We start from the raw sequence: 18,365 nt of genomic DNA on the forward strand, positions 1-18,365 counted from the left end.
ACGACCACGAGCCAGCATGTGAGGTTTCGTCGCGGACCGATATGGTCGTCGAGGTGCGACGCCCGGTCCGCCCTCGCTCGCGCCCCAGGAGGACGCCCGTGACGAACGCCAGCCTCAGGACCGCAGGAGGCGTGGTCTCGACGCTGCTGGCCTGCCTGCTCGTGGCCTCCTGTGCCACCGCGCCTCGCGCCTCCGTCGTCCCGGGCCTCGGGGGAGGCGCCTCCGAGCTGACGACCGCCGAGGCGAATGCCTGGCTCGACGGGTTCGTCCCGGCCGCCCTGGAGAGGGAGGGCATCGTCGGCGCGACCGTCTCGATCGTCGCCGACGGCGAGGTCGTCACCGAACGGGGCTGGGGCTGGTCCGACCTCGGTGACGAGCGGGCGGACCGACGTCCCGTCGACCCCGACCGGACGCTCTTCCGGATCGGGTCGATCTCGAAGGTCATCACGGCGACCGTCGTCATGTCGCTCGTCGAGGAGGGCGTCCTCGACCTCGACGACCCCGTCCAGGACCGCCTCGACGTCACACTGCCCAGGGCCTTCGACCGTCCGGTCACCCTCCGACATCTGCTGAGCCACACCGCGGGCTTCGAGGACGAGTTGGCCGGGGTCATCGCAGGACCGGGGCAGGGCCCGACGACGCTGCGGGATGCCGTGTCCGTCGAGCCGCCCGAGCAGATCTACGAGCCCGGCACGACGCCTGCCTACTCGAACTGGTCGAACGGAGTCGCGGCGTACGTCGCAGAACAGGCCACGGGGCGTCCGTGGTCCGATCTCGTGCAGGAGCGGGTCTTCGACCCGGCCGGCATGACGACCGCGACGCTCGACCAGCCCCTGACCGCCGACGACGCGGCCCTGGTCTCGGGGGGCTGGGATGCAGCCGGGGCAGCAGCTGTGCCCTTCGAGATCGTCTCGCCGGCACCGGCCGGTGCGATCTCGGCGACGGCGTCGGACATGAGCGCCTTCATGCTCGCCCAGCTCGGACACGCGGACGGGATGCTGAAGCCCGAGACCCTGACGGAGATGCACGCCCCCGCGCTCGGGCGTGACGACCTGGGCGGTCTCGCTGCGGGGCCTCGCATGACGCTCGGCCTCTTCGAGGAGGACCGGAACGGTCGCCGGGTCCTCGGGCACGGCGGTGACCTCACGGCCTTCCACGCCCAGATGGACCTCTGGCCCGACGACGACGCGGGCATCTACGTCTCCCTCAACAGCACGGGCGCTCGGGGCGACGCCACGACTGCCGTGCGGGACGCCCTCGTGGACGGCTTCGCCGACCGGTGGTTCCCCTCCGACGCTGCGGAGGCGACGGCCGTGACGGCCACGGCGACCGCCGGCGACCATGCGGACGCCCTGGCGGGCAGCTACCAGGTGTCCAGGCGTGCGGAGTCGACCTTCGTCCGGCTCTTCTACGCCCTGTCACCTGTAGACATCTCCCGAGGTACCGGCGACTCCGTCCTGATCTCGGCCCTCACGGACACGTCGGGGGCGCCGGTCGAGCTGGTGGAGGTCGAGCCGTGGGTCTGGCAGGAGATCGACGGCGACCGCAGGGTCGCCGTCGACCAGGTCGACGGTGCCGTCCAGGCCGTCGGGCTGAACCCGGCGTTCACCCTGCAGCCGATGCCGGCGACGCGGCAGGTGTTGCCCCTCGTCCTCGTCGCGTCGCTGTCCGTGCTGGTGCTGACTCTGCTGGGCACCATCGTCGCAGCGGGACGCCGGATCTGGTCCGGGAGGTGCGTGACGGGGTCCGTCGAGTCGCGTGCGGAGACGATCGGTCGAGTCGGGGTCGCCGTCGCCCTGCTGGCACTCGTGGTCGCCGGCGTGCTCTGGGCCACGGTCGCGTCCGCCCTCCTCAGCGACGCCGGACCGCCCGCTGCGTTCGTGCTGCGGACGGCGCAGGTCCTGACGGCCGTCGCCGTGGCCGGGGTGCTGCCTGCGGTGGTCGTACTCGTCGGGCGGGTCAGGCGCGCGCCTGCTCAGCGGGTCGCCGGGGGCGGAGCGCCTCCACGCCTCCGGAAGCTCGTCGCCGTCGCCGGTCAGGCGCTGCTGGTCCTCGCGTTCACGGGGCTCGGGTACGCCGCCGTCACCGGTGGCCTGCTGCTCCCTGACATCTCCTACTGACCTGCGCGATCTGTGCCTCCACGACCGGATCGATGTCCCGTTGTCGGTGAAGGGCCCCGCCTAAGATGGACGGGCGCCATCCAGAACCTCCACTCCGGCGCAGATGACGCCGAGCTGCGTTGCGAAGCGTGCAGGATGGAGTCCGGGTGAGCGTCAGAGGCGGCGGTGAACGTCTCGGTCTTCGCGAGGTGGCAGAGCGTGCCGGTGTGTCGCACATGACCGTGTCCCGCGTACTCAATGGTCACCCGCAGGTCAAGGAGTCCACGCGCCAGCGCGTGCTCGAGGTCGTCGCCGAGCTCGACTTCCGGCCCAACAGCGCCGCGCGCGAGCTCGTGACCCAGCGAGCCCTCCGGATCGGCGTGCTGATCGAGAGCGCCGTCGAGTTCGGTCCGTCGAGCATCCTGCGGGCCATCGAGCGATCGGCACGCGACGGCGGGTACTCCGTGGCGTCGTTCGCGCTCCGCGACGACTCGGCGACGCCCGAGGAGGCCGTGCGCCACCTCACAGGCCAGGGCATCGACGCACTCTGCGTGGTCGCTCCGCGCTCGTCGTCCGTGGCCGTGCTCCGGACCATCACGACGGGGCTGCCGACCCTGGTCGTCAAGGCCGAGAAGGACCCGGCCTTCCTCACGGTCTCCGTCGACCAGGCTGCCGGCACGAAGCTGGCCGTCGATCACCTCGCGTCGCTGGGTCACCGCGACGTCCTCCATCTCTCAGGGCCACTCGACTGGTTCGACGCACGCGCTCGCGAGCGTGCCTTCCATACGCGCACCCGGGCCTGGGGCATGCACGAGCGGCCCATCGTCATCGGTGACTGGTCGAGCGACTTCGGCTACGACTACGCACGCGGACTGGCCGGAGTTCCGGAGTACACCGCCGTGTTCGTCGCCAATGACGAGATGGCGCTCGGGGTGATCCACGGCCTCCACGACCGCGGCATCCGCGTGCCGGAGGACCTGAGCGTCGTCGGCTTCGACGACCTGCCCGTCTCGCGCCACTTCCTCCCGCCGCTCACGACCGTGCGGCAGGACTTCCCGGCGCTCGGGTCGCTCGTGGTGGACGTCCTCATCGCAGCGATCGAGGGCCGCGAGATCCCGCAGAACAGCCGGATCCCCGCCGAGCTCGTGGTGCGTGACTCCAGCGCGGCTGCGCGCCGGCTCGACTGAGATGGCCATCTGAGGTAATCCGGCTCGTCGTCATTCGTCCGCGTGCATCACGACAGCTACAGTCGTGCACGTCGGGCACCGCCCGGCACGAGGCCGTCGAGGCCTCCGACCCGAGGAGCACCACGTGCGTCACGTACGGGCATCGACGACGATGCGCCCGATCGGCTCTCAGGCCGCCGGCCCGACCTGGTCCGGTCACGGTGACCGGCGGGACGGACCTGCCCACCCCACGGTGCAGATGCGGGGGATCACCGTCGCCTTCTCGAACGGCGTCGCGCTCGACGGGGTCGACCTCGACCTCCACTCGGGCGAGGTGCACGCTCTCCTCGGCGAGAACGGAGCGGGGAAGTCCACGCTCATCAAGGCGCTGCTCGGCGTGTACCCGATCGAAGCAGGGGAGGTCCTCGTGGACGGCGAGCCCGTCCGTCTCGGCGGTCCGGCCGACGCGCGGGCCCTCGGCATCCAGGCCGCATTCCAGGAATCGCACCTGGTCGAGAACTTGAGCGTCGGCGAGAACGTGATGCTGGGCCACGAGGTGCACGGTCGCGTCGGCATCTCCTGGCGTGCGACGCATGAACGCGCCGCCACGATGCTGGCCGAGCTCGGACTGGCCGAGCTGGACCCGCGAGCCCTGCTGGCGGACCTCACTCCCGCCAGCCGCCAGCTCGTCTCCATCGCCCGCGCCATGGTCGACCGACCACGGGTGCTCGTGCTGGACGAGCCCACGTCGAGCCTCGATGCCGTCGATGTCGCACAGCTCTTCGAGGTGATCCGCCGCCTCCGTGACCAGGGTGTGGCCATCCTCTTCGTCTCGCACTTCCTCGAGCAGGTGCTGGCACTCAGTGACCGGATGACGATCCTTCGCGGCGGTGTGAAGAAGGGCGACTACCTGCCGCACGAGATCGGCCGCGCCGAACTGGTTGCGCGGATGATCGGCAAGGACATCGCGCACCTGCAACGCATCGGGTCGGAGCGCCGCGCCCATCGTGTGGATCCGGTCGGCCCGCCGCTGTACCGGGCCACCGGTGTAGGACGCCGCGGGATGCTGCGGCCGGTCGACTTCGAGCTGCACGCGGGCGAAGTGGTCGGCATCGCGGGGCTTCGCGGCTCCGGGCGAACCGAGCTCGCGCGCCTGCTGGCCGGCGCCGACCGAGCCGACGGCGGCGTGGTCACGCTCGGCGGCCGGGCCGTCGTGATCGACCGCCCTGCGGACGCGCTACGGAACCGGGTGGCGCTGTCCGCCGAGGACCGAGGGGCGGAGGGGCTCATCAACGAGCTCAGCGTGCGGGAGAACATCGTCCTCGCGCTGCAAGCTCTGCGTGGGTGGGCGCACCCGCTCTCCAAGGCCGAGCGCGAGGACCTCGTCGAGCGGCACATCGAACACTTCGACATCACGCCGGTCGACCCGGGGACGCTGGCCGGCGAGCTCTCGGGCGGCAACCAGCAGAAGGTGCTCCTCGCTCGTTGGCTGGCGATCCGGCCGCGCGTGCTGATCCTCGACGAGCCGACCCGCGGCGTCGACATCGGCGCCAAGGTCGACATCCAGGCGCACATCGCGCAGCTCGCGCTCGAGGGCGTCGCCGTCGTGTTCATCTCGAGCGCATTCGACGAGCTCGTGCGTGTGAGCGACCGGATCGTCGTCCTCAAGGACCGGGAGAAGATCGGCGAGCTGAGCAACGGGCCCGGCGTCACGGTCGACACGCTCGTCGAGCTCATCGCCGCCCCGGACGACGAGGACGACGAGGACGACTTCCCTCCGGCGCGGCCCGACGCACCACTCCTGCGGCTGAGGCCGTAGCGCCGCTGGGGCTGACGCCGCAGTCCACCGTCAGCCGGATGTTTCTCGAAGCCCTTGTCTTCTCAGGACTGTTACCGGTAACATTCCCGACAAGCGGAAGCACCCGAGCCCACGCAGCACGAACGGCCCCATGGCCACGACCGGACGTAGACGTCCGGTCGCATCTCAAGGAGGAGATCCATGTCCACGAAGAGGCGCATCGCCACCATCGCCGCCGCAGGGGCCATCGCCCTCGGTCTCGCAGCCTGCAGTTCCGGCACAGGGTCGACGGACGGCGGTGACGACCTGGCGACGGTCGGCTTCGTCGCGGTCGGCCCCGAGGGCGCCTGGCGCCAGGCCAACGAGACGAACATCCAGGACACCTTCACGAAGGAAGCCGGGTTCGATCTCAAGTACGCCCCGGCGACCAACAACGACCAGAAGTCGCAGATCGACGCGTTCACGTCGTTCGTGGACGAGGGGGTCGACGTGATCCTGCTCTCGGCCACCGAGGGCTCCGGCTGGGAGGACTCGCTCGAGCGGGCGAAGGAGGCCGAGATCCCCGTCGTCCTCATCGACCGTGGCATCGAGCCGGACGACACCTCGCTCTACGCGACCCGGATCGCACCCGACAACATCGCCGTCAGCGAGTCCGTCGCCGAGTGGGCCAAGGCCGCGCTTCCCGAGGGTGGGAAGTACTTCACCCTCGAGGGCCCGGCGGGCGTCTCGGTCGTGAACGAGCGCAACAAAGGTTGGGACGAGGTGATCGGCGCCGACAGCGCCTTCACGGAGATCGGCGCGCAGACGGCCAACTGGTCGACCGAAGAGGCCAAGAGCGTCTTCGAGACGGTGCTGAAGTCGAACGGCAACGACGTCCAGATGGTCTTCGCCCAGAACGACGAGATGGGACTCGGCGCCGTGCAGGCGGTCGAGGAGGCGGGTCTCACGCCCGGCGAGGACGTCAAGATCGCCACCATCGACGGCACGAAGAGCGCCCTCGAGGCGTTGTCCGAGTCCAAGCTCAGCTTCGTCGCCGAGTACAACCCCCTCTTCGGCGACACCGCACTCGACGCCGTGCAGAAGCTGCTCGACGGAGAGACCGTCGACTCGTCGATCGTCGTCGAGTCGGCCACGTTCGACTCGCCCGAGGCGGCCACCGCGGCACTTCCCGACCGCAAGTTCTGATCCGTTCGCACGGCCACACCCGGCGGCGAGGCAGACGAGTCCGCCTCGCCGCCCCATCCGCCCGCTGCCACGGCAGCGGGCGGATGGGCAGTCGGCAGACAAGGAGTCACACGCATGAAGGCACCCGGCCCCATCGTCGAGATGCAAGCCATCACCATCGCTTTTCCCGGGGTCAAAGCCCTCGACGGGGTCGACCTCCGTCTCTACCCCGGCGAGGTCCACACGCTCATGGGGGAGAACGGCGCCGGTAAGTCGACGCTCATCAAGGCGCTCACGGGCGTCTACGGCATCGATTCCGGACGCGTCGTCGTCGATGGCCTCGAACGTCGTCTCTCCGGCACCGCGGACGCGCAGGCTGCGGGGATCTCGACGGTCTACCAGGAGGTCAACCTGTGCAGCAACCTCACCATCGGTGAGAACGTCATGCTCGGCCACGAGAAGCGCGGCCGGTTCGGCATCGACTGGAAGGGAACGCACGCCGCCGCCTCCGAGGTCCTGGCGCGTGTGGGGCTCGGTCACCTGGACGCGCGCACCCCCCTCTCGTCGCTCAGCCTCGCCCTCCAGCAGCTCGTCGCGATCAGTCGCGCCACGGTCGTCGAGGCGAAGGTGCTGATCCTCGACGAGCCGACCTCCAGCCTCGACGCGGACGAGGTCGAAGGCCTCTTCCAGGTCATGCGACGCCTTCGTGACGAAGGCGTCGCCATCCTCTTCGTCTCTCACTTCCTCGACCAGGTCTTCGCGATCAGCGACCGACTCACCGTGCTGCGCAACGGAAGGTTCGTGGGCGAGCACCTCACGCGGGACATCGATCGTGCCGGACTCATCTCGGAGATGATCGGCAAGGACCTGCAGAGCCTCCGCTCCCTCGACCGGGACCGGGCGAGCCGACAGGTGGCCGAGGGCGAGCCCGTCTACCGGGCCACCGGAATCGGCCGCAAGGGCTCGCTCGACGCGACGGACGTCGACCTGCGTCGCGGCGAGGTCGTGGGCGTCGCCGGCCTCCTCGGCTCCGGCCGCACGGAGCTCGCCCGTCTCCTCTACGGAGTCGATCGCCCCGACTCGGGATCCGTGACCATGGACGGCGTCCCCGTGGCGATCTCGTCCCCTGCGAAGGCCCTGAAGCACCGCATCGCGTTCTCGAGCGAGAACCGTCGCGACGAGGGGATCATCCGCGACCTGAGCGTCCGCGAGAACCTCGTGCTCGCCGTGCAGGCGAAACGGGGCTGGGCCCGCCCGCTTTCGGCCAAGGAGAAGGACCGCATGGTGACGAAATATCTCACCGAGCTCAACGTGCGACCTGCGGATCCCGATCGACCCATCCGCAACCTCTCCGGCGGCAACCAGCAGAAGGTCCTGCTCGGCCGGTGGCTGGCGACCGAGCCGGAGCTGCTGATCCTCGACGAGCCCACACGCGGTATCGACGTCGGCGCCAAGGCCGAGATCCAGGAACAGGTCGCCGCCCTCGCCGACACGGGAGTCGCCGTCGTGTTCATCTCCTCGGAGCTCGAGGAGGTCGTACGGCTCAGCGACCGGATCGTCGTGCTGAAGGACCACCGCAAGATCGCCGAGCTCGCGGCGGGACCGGACGTCACCGCCGAGTCCATCGTCGCCGCCATCGCCGAGGAGGGCGTCTCCGAGATCCCCCTCGAGACCATCCCCCGCACCACGCCCGAGGAGGCAACCCGATGAGTGACCCGACGACCACCGTGACCCGGCGCCTGGGTGCCCGCGGGCTCGGTGACCTGCTGCACCGGCCCTGGGTCTGGGGCACGGTCGCGATCGTGCTGCTGCTGGCGATCAACGTGGCGAAGGACCCCGGCTACCTCGCACTGTCCGTCAACCCGGACACGGGCAACCTCGTGGGCAACCTCGTCGACATCCTCCGGGCCGCTGCCCCCGTGCTCATGATCGCGGTGGGCATGTGCCTCGTGGTCGCCACCGGCGGCATCGACCTGAGCGTCGGCTCGATCATGGTCGTCGCCGGTGCCGTCTCGATGGAGTTCCTGAAGGCGGCAGGCTCCGACTCCCTCGGCGTCGCGCTCGCCGCGATGGGCCTGGCGCTCCTCATCGCCGGGATCCTCGGCGCGGTCAACGGCATGCTCGTCTCGGTCGTGGGGCTGCAGCCGTTCATCAGCACGCTCGTGATCATGCTCGCCGGCCGCGGCCTGGCCAAGGTCATCACGGGAGGCCAGAACACGGCCGCGGCCAACGAGCCCTTCCGCTGGGTCGCCAACGGCTACCTCGTCGGACTACCCGTCGTGTTCCTGCTGGCGGTGCTGATCACGCTCGGCGTCGCCGCCCTCGTGCGGCGCAGCGCCCTGGGGCTCATGATCGAGGCGATCGGAATGGACCCGAAGGCCGCGCGCCTCGCGGGGCTCGACCGCCGAGCCCTCCTGTTCACCGCCTACATCGGGAGCGGCCTGCTCGCCGGCGTGGCCGGGATCTTCGCCACGTCTAGCGTCATGACGGTCGACGTCTCGCGCACCGGTTACCAGCTCGAGCTCGACGCCATCCTCGCTGTCGTCATCGGCGGGACGTCGCTGGCCGGCGGCAAGTTCCACCTGCTCGGAGCCGCCGTCGGGGCGCTCCTCATCGCGACGCTCGACAAGACCGTCGTGTTCCTCGGCGTCTCCTCCTCGGCGACGCCCGCCTTCAAGGCGATCGTGATCGTGGCGATCGTGCTGTTGCAGTCCCGGCGCGTCCGCGCCCTGTTCACGAGGCGCCGCCGCCCGGCGCCGACCTCCGTGCCGACCGAGAAGGAGGCCGTGTCCGCATGAGCGCCACGACGATCCGCCCGCCCCTCACCCCCACGCCGACCCCCGGTCCGGGCCCCGGCAACGGGCCCCTAGAGTCGCGTCGCCGCATGCGGCTCCGACTCGATTCCCTGCCGACGGTCGCCGCCCTGGTGATCCTGATCGCCATGCTGGCCTACGGAGAGATCGCATACGGCCGCATCGTGCAGGCCGCGACCCTGTCGAACCTGCTCATCAACAACGCCCATGTGATCGTCCTGGCCGTGGGGCTCACGTTCGTGATCCTCACGGGGGGCATCGACCTCTCCGTCGGTGCGATCGTCGCGGTCAGCAGCGTCGCGGGCGTACTGCTCGCGAACGCCGGCTGGAACCCCTGGGTCGTGATGGTGCTGATGATCCTCATCGGCACGGCATCCGGCGTCGTCTCGGGCGTGCTGATCCAGTTCTTCGACGTGCAGCCGTTCATCGCGACGCTCGCGATGATGTTCCTCGGACGGGGCCTCGCCTCCATCCTCAGCACGGTGCCCGAGCGACTCGCCGACGAGTCGCCCATCCGCTCGCTCGCGACGAACATGAAGGTCGTCGACGGTCCGAGGGTGAACGACGTCGTGACGACTCCTGGGGTGCTCATCGCTCTCGTGGTGGTCGCCGTCGCGTTCTTCGTGCTGCACCGCACACGTCTGGGTCGCACCGTGTACGCGATCGGTGGATCCGAGCAGTCGGCCGCCCTCATGGGGCTCCCCGTCCGCCGCGCCAAGCTCGCGGTCTACGTCATCAGCGGTTCCCTCGCCGGGCTCGCCTCGGTCATCTACACGGCCCGGCTCGGGAGCGCCCAGAACATCACCGGCATCGGCTGGGAGCTCGACTCGATCGCCGCCACGGTGATCGGCGGCACCCTCCTCACCGGCGGCGTCGGCTTCGTGCTCGGGTCCGTCGTGGGAGCGCTCGTGCTCGGCCTCATGAACGTGCTCATCACGCGAGACGGAGGCATCCCGCCCGAGGCGACCACCATCATCACCGGTGGGATACTCCTGGTCTTCGTTCTCCTGCAGCGCGCTGTGATGGCGAGACGTCGGCAGACCTGATGACCACGACGGAGCCGATCCCACACGCTCGGGGTCAGGCCCCGACGTCCCTGACCGGTGCGACCACGAACGACCTCGCTGCCTCGAGAACCGGCGCGCGGAGATCGCTGACCACCGTGCACACCGACAAGCTGAACGAGCGACAGAGCGAGACGACGTCGAACTTGCTGCTGTCGGCGAGCACGACGGTCTCGCGGCTGTGCGCTTGCACGATGCGCTTCTTGTTGGCCTCTCGGATGTCGAAGGTGGTGACGCCCGCAGCGACGTCGATGCCGGTGACGCCGATGAACGCACGGTCGAAGTAGAGATCCTCGAGCTGGCGGTCGGTCATCGTGCCGGCCACGGAGCCGATGTCGGGGAGGTAGTCGCCCCCGAGCGCCGTGACGGTGACCCTGGGGCGCGGCACCATCCCGAGAACCTGGGTGTTCGACGTGATGACGTGGACACCGATGTTGGGGAGCGCGATCATGAACTCGGTCAGCGACGTGCCGGAGTCGACGTAGATCGTCTCGCCCTCGACGACCATCGCGGCGGCGGCGCGGGCGATGGCGACCTTCTCGTCGCGGTTGATCTGCGACTTCAGGGCCGCCGGCAGCTCCGCCGCGCGTTCCTCGGCACGGATGGCGCCCCCGCGCAGGCTGACGACCTGGCCGGAGCGCTCGAGCTCGCGGATGTCGCGGCGCACGGTCGAGGGGGACGCGCCCGTCGCGGTGACGAGGTCGTCGATGAGGATCGAGTCACCCAGCGCGACCCGGTCGAGGATCAGCTGGTGTCTCGCGAACGACTTCATGGTCGAGTTCCTCCCGTGTCGGCATGCTGGACTGGGCACCCATCCCCGCCACCGTGATCGAGGCGACCAGGGCCGCCGTCTGGGACGCCTGGAACGGGTCGACCCCGTCAGCGATCGCCGTGGCGAACGCGCCGATGAAGGAGTCACCTGCGCCTGTCGTGTCGACCGCCCGGGCCTCCACGGCCCCGACGAACTCCACTCGCCGATCTGCAGAAACATAGCAGCCGTGACTGCCCAGGGTCAGGACGACGTTCGCGCAGAAGGACGTCAGCTCCTCGATGACTGCACGCATGGCGTCGTCGTCGGCGACGTCGCCGAGGGCGTGCCCCAGGTACTCGGCGGCCTCGTCCTCGTTCACCACGAACCACGTGCAGGCGCGGGTCGTCGCGAGCGGCACGGGCCTGGCTGGTGCCGCGTTGTAGATGACTGGCACGCCAGCTGCTGCCGCCAGGACAACCGCGCGGTCGTTCGCCGAGGCCGGTACCTCGTTCTGCAGCACGACGACCGCGGCGGAGGTGACGAGGTCGGCGGCGGCGTCGACCCAGTCACCGGTCACGACGGCGTTGGCGCCCTCGACGATCGTCGCGTGCACCTCCCCGTCGCCCACGACGTTCACGAGTCCCAGGCCGCTCACCGCGTCCGTCGGGCGCAGACGGCACTCGACGCCCTCGCGCTCCAAGTTCGCGCGACACATCGCCCCGTAGTGGTCCGCGCCCACCGCACCCACGAACTGGACTCGGGCGCCGAGTCGCGCCGCCTGGACCGCCTGGTTCGCGCCCTTGCCGCCGAAGTCGCTGCGGAAGCCGGTCGACACGAGCGTCTCACCGCGGCGGGGGAGTCGATCCTGACTGACGATCAGGTCGTAGTTGATGCTCCCGATAACCACGATGGCGTTCGCCGTCATGCCGTTCTCCACTCCATCGTGCCGACGACACAGCGTCGCCTGGCTTGACATTAGGCGAGCGTGACAATCGTTGTCAAAGCACCGAGAGTTGAATCTACGGACTAAACAACGCCTGCTGGGCGATCGCGGTTGACCAAAAATGACAACGCTTGACAATAGTGATCATGCTCCGTACGGTCTCCCTCATGAAGTTCGCCACGCGCCTCAACTCGTTCATCGCCGGTGGAGACACCGCCGCAGCCCTCCGTCGCATCAGCGCGACGAAGGGCATCGACTACGTCGACCTCAACTACCCCGAGCACTTCGTCGGCATCGAGCCCGCCGACATGAAGCCCCTCCTCGACGAGCTCGGACTGACCCTCAACAGCGTCGCCATGCGGTTCCGCAAGGACTTCGTCCACGGCGAGTACAGCAACCGCGACGAGGCGGTGCGCCGCGAGGCCATCGAGCTCACGAAGGCGGGCATCGACGCCGCGGCCCTCGGCGGCAGCGACCTCGTCACGGTCTGGCTCGGCTTCGACGGCTTCGACTACACGTTCCAGAAGGACTACGCGCGTGACCTCGGCCGCATCGTCGAGGCCTTCCAGGAGCTCGCCGACTACCGCCCCGACGTCCGCATCAGCATCGAGTACAAGCCCTACGAGGAACGCGTCCACTCCGTCATCCGCAGCGTCGGCCAGACCCTGCACGTCCTCCAGCTCATCGACCGGCCGAACGTCGGCGCGACCCTCGACTTCGCCCACATGCTCATGGCTGGCGACGCTCCCGGCTTCGGTGCCGCGCTCCTCCTCGCCGAGGGCAAGCTCTGGGGCGTCCACCTCAACGACGGCAACAACGACCACGACGACGGGCTCATGATCGGCTCGATCCACCCCTTCGAGACGATCGAGTTCCTGTACTACCTGCTCCGCCACGACTACGACGGCGTCATCTACTTCGACACCTTCCCGATCCGCGAAGACGCACAGGAGGAGGCGGAGACCAACCGCGCCACCGTCGAGCTCCTCATCGCGAAGATCGAGGCCGTCGGCGTCGACCACATCACCTCGGTCATCGACCAGGCCGACGGCATCGCCTCACAGCGCCTCCGCAACCAGCTGCTGAGCATCACCCCCGCAGGCCACACCGCCTGACCCACGAGCCACCAGGCTCCCGGGCCGGTGCCCGCGACGGTCCCCGTCGAGCGAGGCACCGGCCCCTCCCAGAACACCTCGAACACGAACACCCGAACCCTTCTCACACCTAGGTGGACACGCAATGGCGCGATCTAGAACTGTCTTCTCCCTGTCCCTCGTAGCGGCGATCGCCCTCGTCGCCCTCGTTCTCGGCGTCGTCGGCGGCCGGGCAACGGTCTCCGAAGCCGCCTCGAGCGGAGGTGGGGACGGAGGCGCGGCGGCCGGCGTGAAGGTCGACGTCATCATCCGCGCCAGCGACTCCGCCTACTGGCAGACCCTCCTCGCCGGGTCCGAGGCGGCGGCAGCCGACTACGGCATCGAGGTGAACACCTTCGGCCCCACCTCCGAGACGGACATCGCCGGCCAGGTGCAGCTCGTCGAGAACTCCGTCTCACGCGGAGCCGACGCGATCCTCATCGCCCCGAGCTCCAGCGAGGCCCTTAACGCCTCGATCGACACCGCCCGCGAGGCGGGCATCAAGGTCATCACCGCGGACACGAAGGTCACGGCCGAGATCGAGGGCCACATCGGCACGAACAACATCCTCGCCGGCACGGCCGCCGGTGAGCGCATGTGCCAGCTGCTCACCGAGCAGGGCACCACCACCGGCAAGGTCCTCGTCGAGGCGCCCATCGCCGGCATCGAGGCCAACCAGGACCGTGACGCCGGCTTCCGCGCAGGCCTCGCGACCGACTGCCCCGACATCGACTCCAGCCTGCAGAGCTACAACAACAACGACATCGGCACCGCCGCCTCACAGGTGAACGACGCGATCTCGGCGAACTCGGACCTCGTGGGCGTCTTCGCGGACAACAACAGCTCGGGCGTCGGCGCGGCCACCGCCATCAAGGACAACGACGCCGCCGACGACATCGCCGTGGTCGCGTTCGACTCCGACCCGGCGGAGAACGCGGCCCTAGCCGACGGCAGCATCGACGCCCTGGTCGTGCAGAACCCGTGGTTCCTCGGTTACCAGGGAGTCGTCGAGGCCGCGATGGCGACCCAGGGCCGCATCCCGCCGGCCAGCCTCGACCCCGGCGTCGCGGTGGCCGACCGCGACAACATGGACAGCCCCGAGATCAAGTCGCTCCTCGAGCCGCAGACTGCCGAGACCAACGGATGACCGTCCGCGAGCCCGAGGGCACTGCGGTCCTGCAGCTCACCGACGTCTCCAAGGCCTACGGTGCCGTCCAGGCCCTCAGCGGTGTCTCGCTGAAGCTCGTCCCCGGTCAGGTGCACTGCCTGGCAGGCGAGAACGGTGCCGGCAAGTCGACTCTGATCAGAGTCCTGACCGGTGCCGTGCACCGAGACTCGGGTGACTACGACATCGACGGGGCCACCGTGACCACCGCCTCCCCGGGGGCCCTCCGCACCGCGGGCGTCCAGGCCGTCTACCAGGAGCTCAGCCTCCTGCCGCACCTGTCCGTCGGCGAGAACATGTTCATGGGCCGCTTGCCGTCACGCTCCGGCGTGATCCGGGCCCGTGACCTGCACGACCGGTGCCGGTTCGTCCTCGACTCGCTCGGCCTCGCCGACGTCGACCCCGACGTCATCGTCGAGCGGCTGCCGGCAGCGACGAAGCAGCTTGTCGAGGTCGCCAAGGTCGTCACGGCCGACGCGGTCAAGGTCATCGTCTTCGACGAGCCGACCACGGCGCTGACCGAGGCCGAGTCGGACCGTCTGCTCGACCAGATCCGCAAGTTCAAACGCGAGGGCGTCGCGATCCTCTACGTCACGCACCGGCTCGAGGAGATGTTCGCGATCGGTGACTGGGTGACGGTGCTGCGCGACGGCGAGCTGTCCCAGAGCGGCCCCATGAGCGACTACACCGAGGACACCCTGATCAACGCCATGGTCGGCCGGGAAGTGTCGTCGCTCTACCCGGATGAGGCACGAGAGGTCTATCCCGCCCGCCTGAGCCTCCGCGCCCTCCGGCGCACGCCGGACAGCCCTGCCGTCGACCTCGAGGCTCGAGGCGGCGAGATCCTCGGCATCGGCGGCCTGCTCGGCTCGGGGCGGAGCGAGCTGCTGCTCAGCGTCTTCGGCTCCGAGCCCGTCGCATCGGGGGACATCCTGATCGACGGCGCCGTCGTCCGGCCTGACGGCCCGCGCACGATGATGGACGCCGGCGTCGCCCTGCTTACCGAGGACCGGAAGGTGCTCGGCCTGCTGCCGGAGCTCTCCATCCGGGAGAACGTCACGATCGCGAGCCTCCGGGTCGGGTCCCGCCGAGGGCTGCTGCCCGGCAAGGCCCAGTCAGACGAGGCCGACGCGTTGCTCGACAGTCTGCGCATCCGCGCCGGCTCCTACGACCAGCCGGTCTCGACGCTCTCCGGCGGCAACCAGCAGAAGGTGCTCCTCGCACGTTGGCTGCTGACCAAGCCCAAGGTCATCATGTTCGACGAGCCGACGAAGGGCATCGACGTCGGCGCCAAGGGCGAGCTCTACGACGTCATCAACGACCTGGCCCGCCGCGGACTCGCCGTCATCGTCGTCTCGTCCTACCTCCCTGAGCTGCTCGGCCTCGCCGATCGCGTCGTCGTCCTCCGCGAGGGCGCCGTCGCCGGTGAGCTGCCGGGCGGCGCCTCCGAGGAGGACGTGCTCCGCCTCGCCAGCGGCGGGGTCGACGACCCCTCCGACCACCTGCACGGCATCACGCCGCTCAGCCACGACCCCCACTCCGACCCGGTCACCCGACAGAACATCGAGGAAGTCCCCCATGCCTAAGTTGATGTGGCGCGAACCCATCGAGACCACGACCATCCGGGTGGTGCGGAACGGCGACGACGCCGCGGCCGCAGCCGCCCGCGCGTCGTCCAAGCCGCGGGTCACGACCCTCGGCAGCATCGCCGGCCGCGAGAGCGGCGTGCTCATCGTCCTCCTCGTCGTGTTCGGCGCCCTGACGCTCGCGAGCGACGACTTCCTGACCGGCAACAACCTCGCGAACCTCGCCCGGCAGGTGTCCATCTTCGGCATCCTGGCGATCGGCCAGTTGATGGTGATCCTCACCGGCGGCATCGACCTCTCGGTCGGGTCGATCCTCGGCCTGGCCGGCGCGGTCACTGCTCAGCTGCTCGTCGCGGGGGTCCCGATCCCCCTCGCGCTCCTCCTCGGGGCCCTGGTCGGCGCCGTGCTGGGCATCATCACCGGCCTGCTCGTGACGAGGTTCAAGCTCCCGCCCTTCATCGCGACCCTGGGCATGCTCGGCATCGCTCGAGGAGTCGTGCTCGTCATCACCGACGCCAACACGATCCAGGGCCTGCCCGAGGAGTTCCAGACCATCGCCAACGGTTCGGTCGCCGGCATCCCGAACCTGCTGATCCTGTTCGTCGTCATCGCGGCGATCGCGGCCTTCGTCCTCAAGCGCACCGTCTTCGGCCGGTACGTCTACGCCGTGGGCTCGAACCCGGAAGCGGCCCGCCTGGCCGGCGTCCCGGTGCGCTTGGTGACCATCACGGTCTACGGCATCGCCGGCCTGCTCTCCGCCGTCGGGGGCGTCCTCCTGACCTCCCGCCTCGGGGCGGGAGTCCCGACAGCCGGCACCGGTTTCGAGCTGCAGGCAATCGCGGCCTGCGTCATCGGCGGGGCCAGCCTGTCCGGCGCACGGGGAAGCGCGATCGGCGCCGCCTGCGGCGCGCTGCTGATCGGGGTCCTGAACAACGGCGGCAACCTGCTCGCGGTGAACTCGTTCTACCTGCAGATCGCGATCGGCCTGCTGATCCTCGTCGCGGTCGCGTTCGACCAGCTCAACACCCGCGCCGCTGCCCGGGAGTGACCATGGCGGCGGGGTCAGGTGCCACAGGCGCCCTGACCCCTCCGCCGTCCCGTCCAGCCACCACTCACCGAAGGAGTCGTCATGCTCAAGGGCATCGACAGTGCACTGACCGCCGAGCTGCTGTTCGTCCTCATGTCGATGGGGCACGGAGACGATCTGCTCCTCTGCGACGTGAACCACCCGGCAGCCTCCATCGCGGCCCACACGACCCACGGCAAGGTCGTCGACCTCGCTGGCTGCGACCTCCCTCGAGCCTGTACTGCGATCCTCTCGCTGATGCCTCTCGACACGTTCGTCGAAGCCCCCGTCAAGAGGATGGCAGTCGTCGACGACCCTGAGCGCCTCGTGCCGGTGCAACTGGAGTTCCAAGCCACGCTCGACGGGATCACCGGCCACCCGGTCACCGTGGAGGCAGTGGAACGGTTCGACTTCTACGCCGCGGCTCGCCGGTCCTTCGCCGTCGTCCGGACGTCGGACCCTGGCCCGTACGGCTGCTTCATCCTCCGTAAAGGCGTCATCGACGTCGACCGCGGCTCCGTGTCGTCGTGATCCGCCGTCGCCGCCGGTCTCTACTTCGGTGATCGCGTCGAACGGCGGAGCACGAGGCCGCCGAGAGGTCGTCGGGCCGGGGTCGGTGTGACCTGCCCGACGGCATTCAGGCCCGCAGTGAGCGACTGCCAGTTCTTGCCGTAACGGCAACCCTCCCAGGCATCTGACTACGGATCAGGAGGTCGGGGGTTCGAGTCCCTCCAGGTGCACACAATAAAAAGGCGGTCCACTACGTGGGCCGCCTTTTTCGTGCGACTTCGCCGACCTAGCCGCCGTCGAACTCGCTGTCGGTGATGTGCTCGAGCCAGGTGGTGGTCGTGGCGGGGTCGTCGCCGTTCTCGAGCATCGCGATGTGCTCCATGAACACACCGGGGGCGGCGGCGTGGAAGTGCTCCTGCCCGGGCGGGGTGTAGATCGTCTGGCCGGGGTGGACGTCGATGATCTGGCCGTCGCGGGTGCCGAAGCGGCCGACGCCGGCGGTGACGCGCAGGTACTGGCCCTTCTCGTGGGAGTGCCACGCGGTCCGGGCGCCCGGGGCGAAGCGGACGGTGGCGACGACCATGTGCTGGCCGTCCTCGTGGGGCAGCGCGATCGGGTCGAGCCAGACGTCGCCGGCGAACTGCTCGGGCGGGTTCTTGCTCGTAGGAGTGGCGGGCTCGATGTTCACGACTTCTCCTGGTCTTCTGTGGTGAAGAGCTTCTTGGCGACCCCCATGGCGGCCATGCCGTTCGGCCAGCCGGCGTAGAGGGTGACGTGGGTGATGTCCTCGATCAGCTCCTCCTGGGTCACGCCGTTCTCGACGGCGCGGCCCAGGTGGAACTCGAGCTGCCCCGTGTGCCCACCGGCGGCGAGGACGGCGACGGTCACGAGGCTCCGATCCCGGGCGGAGAGCTCGGGTCTGTTCCAGACGTCCTCGAACAGGACGTCGTCGGTGAGGGCGGCGAGCTTCGGGGCGAAGTCGCCGAACATGTTCCGTCCACCCCCGACCTGCTTCGGCTGTTCTGCCACGGTCGTTCTCCTCAACTTCTCGTCGTCGACGACCACGTCTCATGGCCGCGATCTCCAGCGAACGCCCTGCGGAGAACA

Annotated in this window: 16 protein-coding genes and 1 tRNA gene; 13 read left to right on the forward strand and 4 right to left on the reverse strand. The window is 69.4% G+C overall.

Translation table 11 applies throughout. From position 1 onward, the window contains the following. The first annotated feature begins 98 nt into the window (after positions 1-98). From SOM13_RS10825 to SOM13_RS10855, 7 genes are all read left to right on the forward strand, one after another. A complete protein-coding gene (locus tag SOM13_RS10825) occupies positions 99-2,120 on the forward strand; it encodes a serine hydrolase domain-containing protein (protein WP_320479722.1) in 2,022 nt (673 codons plus the stop codon). Positions 2,121-2,308: 188 nt separating this feature from the next. After that, complete coding sequence (locus SOM13_RS10830) at positions 2,309-3,286, forward strand: LacI family DNA-binding transcriptional regulator (protein ID WP_320479762.1); 978 nt, start codon at positions 2,309-2,311, stop codon at positions 3,284-3,286. Between the two features lie 124 nt (positions 3,287-3,410). Then, on the forward strand, positions 3,411-5,084 hold the full coding sequence (locus tag SOM13_RS10835) for a sugar ABC transporter ATP-binding protein (protein ID WP_320479723.1): 1,674 nt from the start codon (positions 3,411-3,413) through the stop codon (positions 5,082-5,084). Positions 5,085-5,264: 180 nt separating this feature from the next. Beyond that, entirely contained in the window at positions 5,265-6,248 is a 984-nt protein-coding gene (locus SOM13_RS10840) for an ABC transporter substrate-binding protein (protein ID WP_320479724.1), read from the forward strand. Positions 6,249-6,362: 114 nt separating this feature from the next. Further along, on the forward strand, positions 6,363-7,937 hold the full coding sequence (locus SOM13_RS10845) for a sugar ABC transporter ATP-binding protein (RefSeq protein WP_320479725.1): 1,575 nt from the start codon (positions 6,363-6,365) through the stop codon (positions 7,935-7,937). Further along, on the forward strand, positions 7,934-9,025 hold the full coding sequence (locus SOM13_RS10850; protein ID WP_320479726.1) for an ABC transporter permease: 1,092 nt from the start codon (positions 7,934-7,936) through the stop codon (positions 9,023-9,025). Before SOM13_RS10845 ends, SOM13_RS10850 begins: the two co-directional genes overlap by 4 nt. Then, complete coding sequence (locus SOM13_RS10855; protein ID WP_320479727.1) at positions 9,022-10,086, forward strand: ABC transporter permease; 1,065 nt, start codon at positions 9,022-9,024, stop codon at positions 10,084-10,086. Before SOM13_RS10850 ends, SOM13_RS10855 begins: the two co-directional genes overlap by 4 nt. 34 nt (positions 10,087-10,120) lie before the next feature. Here SOM13_RS10855 and SOM13_RS10860 read toward each other — a convergent pair whose 3' ends face one another. Both SOM13_RS10860 and SOM13_RS10865 read right to left on the reverse strand, forming a co-directional pair. Continuing rightward, positions 10,121-10,876, reverse strand: a complete 756-nt coding sequence (locus SOM13_RS10860) for a DeoR/GlpR family DNA-binding transcription regulator (RefSeq protein ID WP_192060686.1) — start codon at positions 10,874-10,876, stop codon at positions 10,121-10,123. Continuing rightward, a complete protein-coding gene (locus tag SOM13_RS10865) occupies positions 10,824-11,780 on the reverse strand; it encodes a ribokinase (RefSeq protein WP_320477903.1) in 957 nt (318 codons plus the stop codon). The genes SOM13_RS10860 and SOM13_RS10865 overlap by 53 nt, the downstream gene beginning before the upstream one ends. Positions 11,781-11,965: 185 nt before the next feature. Here SOM13_RS10865 and SOM13_RS10870 point away from each other — a divergent pair, with 185 nt between their 5' ends. From SOM13_RS10870 to SOM13_RS10895, 6 genes are all read left to right on the forward strand, one after another. After that, positions 11,966-12,913 (forward strand): sugar phosphate isomerase/epimerase family protein, encoded by a 948-nt coding sequence (locus SOM13_RS10870; RefSeq protein ID WP_192060684.1) that lies wholly within the window; start codon positions 11,966-11,968, stop codon positions 12,911-12,913. Positions 12,914-13,181: 268 nt separating this feature from the next. Continuing rightward, complete coding sequence (locus tag SOM13_RS10875; RefSeq protein ID WP_320479728.1) at positions 13,182-14,078, forward strand: ABC transporter substrate-binding protein; 897 nt, start codon at positions 13,182-13,184, stop codon at positions 14,076-14,078. Then, positions 14,075-15,682 carry a sugar ABC transporter ATP-binding protein gene (locus tag SOM13_RS10880; protein ID WP_320479729.1) on the forward strand — a complete coding sequence of 536 codons (1,608 nt, stop codon included), beginning with the start codon at positions 14,075-14,077 and terminating at the stop codon, positions 15,680-15,682. The genes SOM13_RS10875 and SOM13_RS10880 overlap by 4 nt, the downstream gene beginning before the upstream one ends. Next, positions 15,675-16,730, forward strand: a complete 1,056-nt coding sequence (locus SOM13_RS10885; RefSeq protein ID WP_192060681.1) for an ABC transporter permease — start codon at positions 15,675-15,677, stop codon at positions 16,728-16,730. Before SOM13_RS10880 ends, SOM13_RS10885 begins: the two co-directional genes overlap by 8 nt. An 81-nt stretch (positions 16,731-16,811) precedes the next feature. Next, the gene (locus tag SOM13_RS10890) at positions 16,812-17,279 is read left to right on the forward strand and encodes an RbsD/FucU family protein (RefSeq protein ID WP_192060680.1); all 468 of its coding nucleotides are present in this window, start codon (positions 16,812-16,814) and stop codon (positions 17,277-17,279) included. A gap of 136 nt (positions 17,280-17,415) precedes the next feature. After that, positions 17,416-17,485, forward strand: a tRNA-Arg gene (locus tag SOM13_RS10895). Between the two features lie 59 nt (positions 17,486-17,544). Here the strand turns inward: SOM13_RS10895 and SOM13_RS10900 are convergent. Both SOM13_RS10900 and SOM13_RS10905 read right to left on the reverse strand, forming a co-directional pair. Beyond that, positions 17,545-17,946: a cupin domain-containing protein gene (locus tag SOM13_RS10900; RefSeq protein ID WP_320477900.1), complete on the reverse strand. Its 402-nt coding sequence runs from the start codon at positions 17,944-17,946 to the stop codon at positions 17,545-17,547. Then, the gene (locus SOM13_RS10905) at positions 17,943-18,287 is read right to left on the reverse strand and encodes a carboxymuconolactone decarboxylase family protein (protein WP_320479730.1); all 345 of its coding nucleotides are present in this window, start codon (positions 18,285-18,287) and stop codon (positions 17,943-17,945) included. The genes SOM13_RS10900 and SOM13_RS10905 overlap by 4 nt, the downstream gene beginning before the upstream one ends. Positions 18,288-18,365: the final 78 nt, after the last annotated feature.

The organism is Frigoribacterium sp. CFBP9030 (assembly GCF_034045195.1).
Classification (GTDB): Bacteria; Actinomycetota; Actinomycetes; order Actinomycetales; family Microbacteriaceae; genus Frigoribacterium.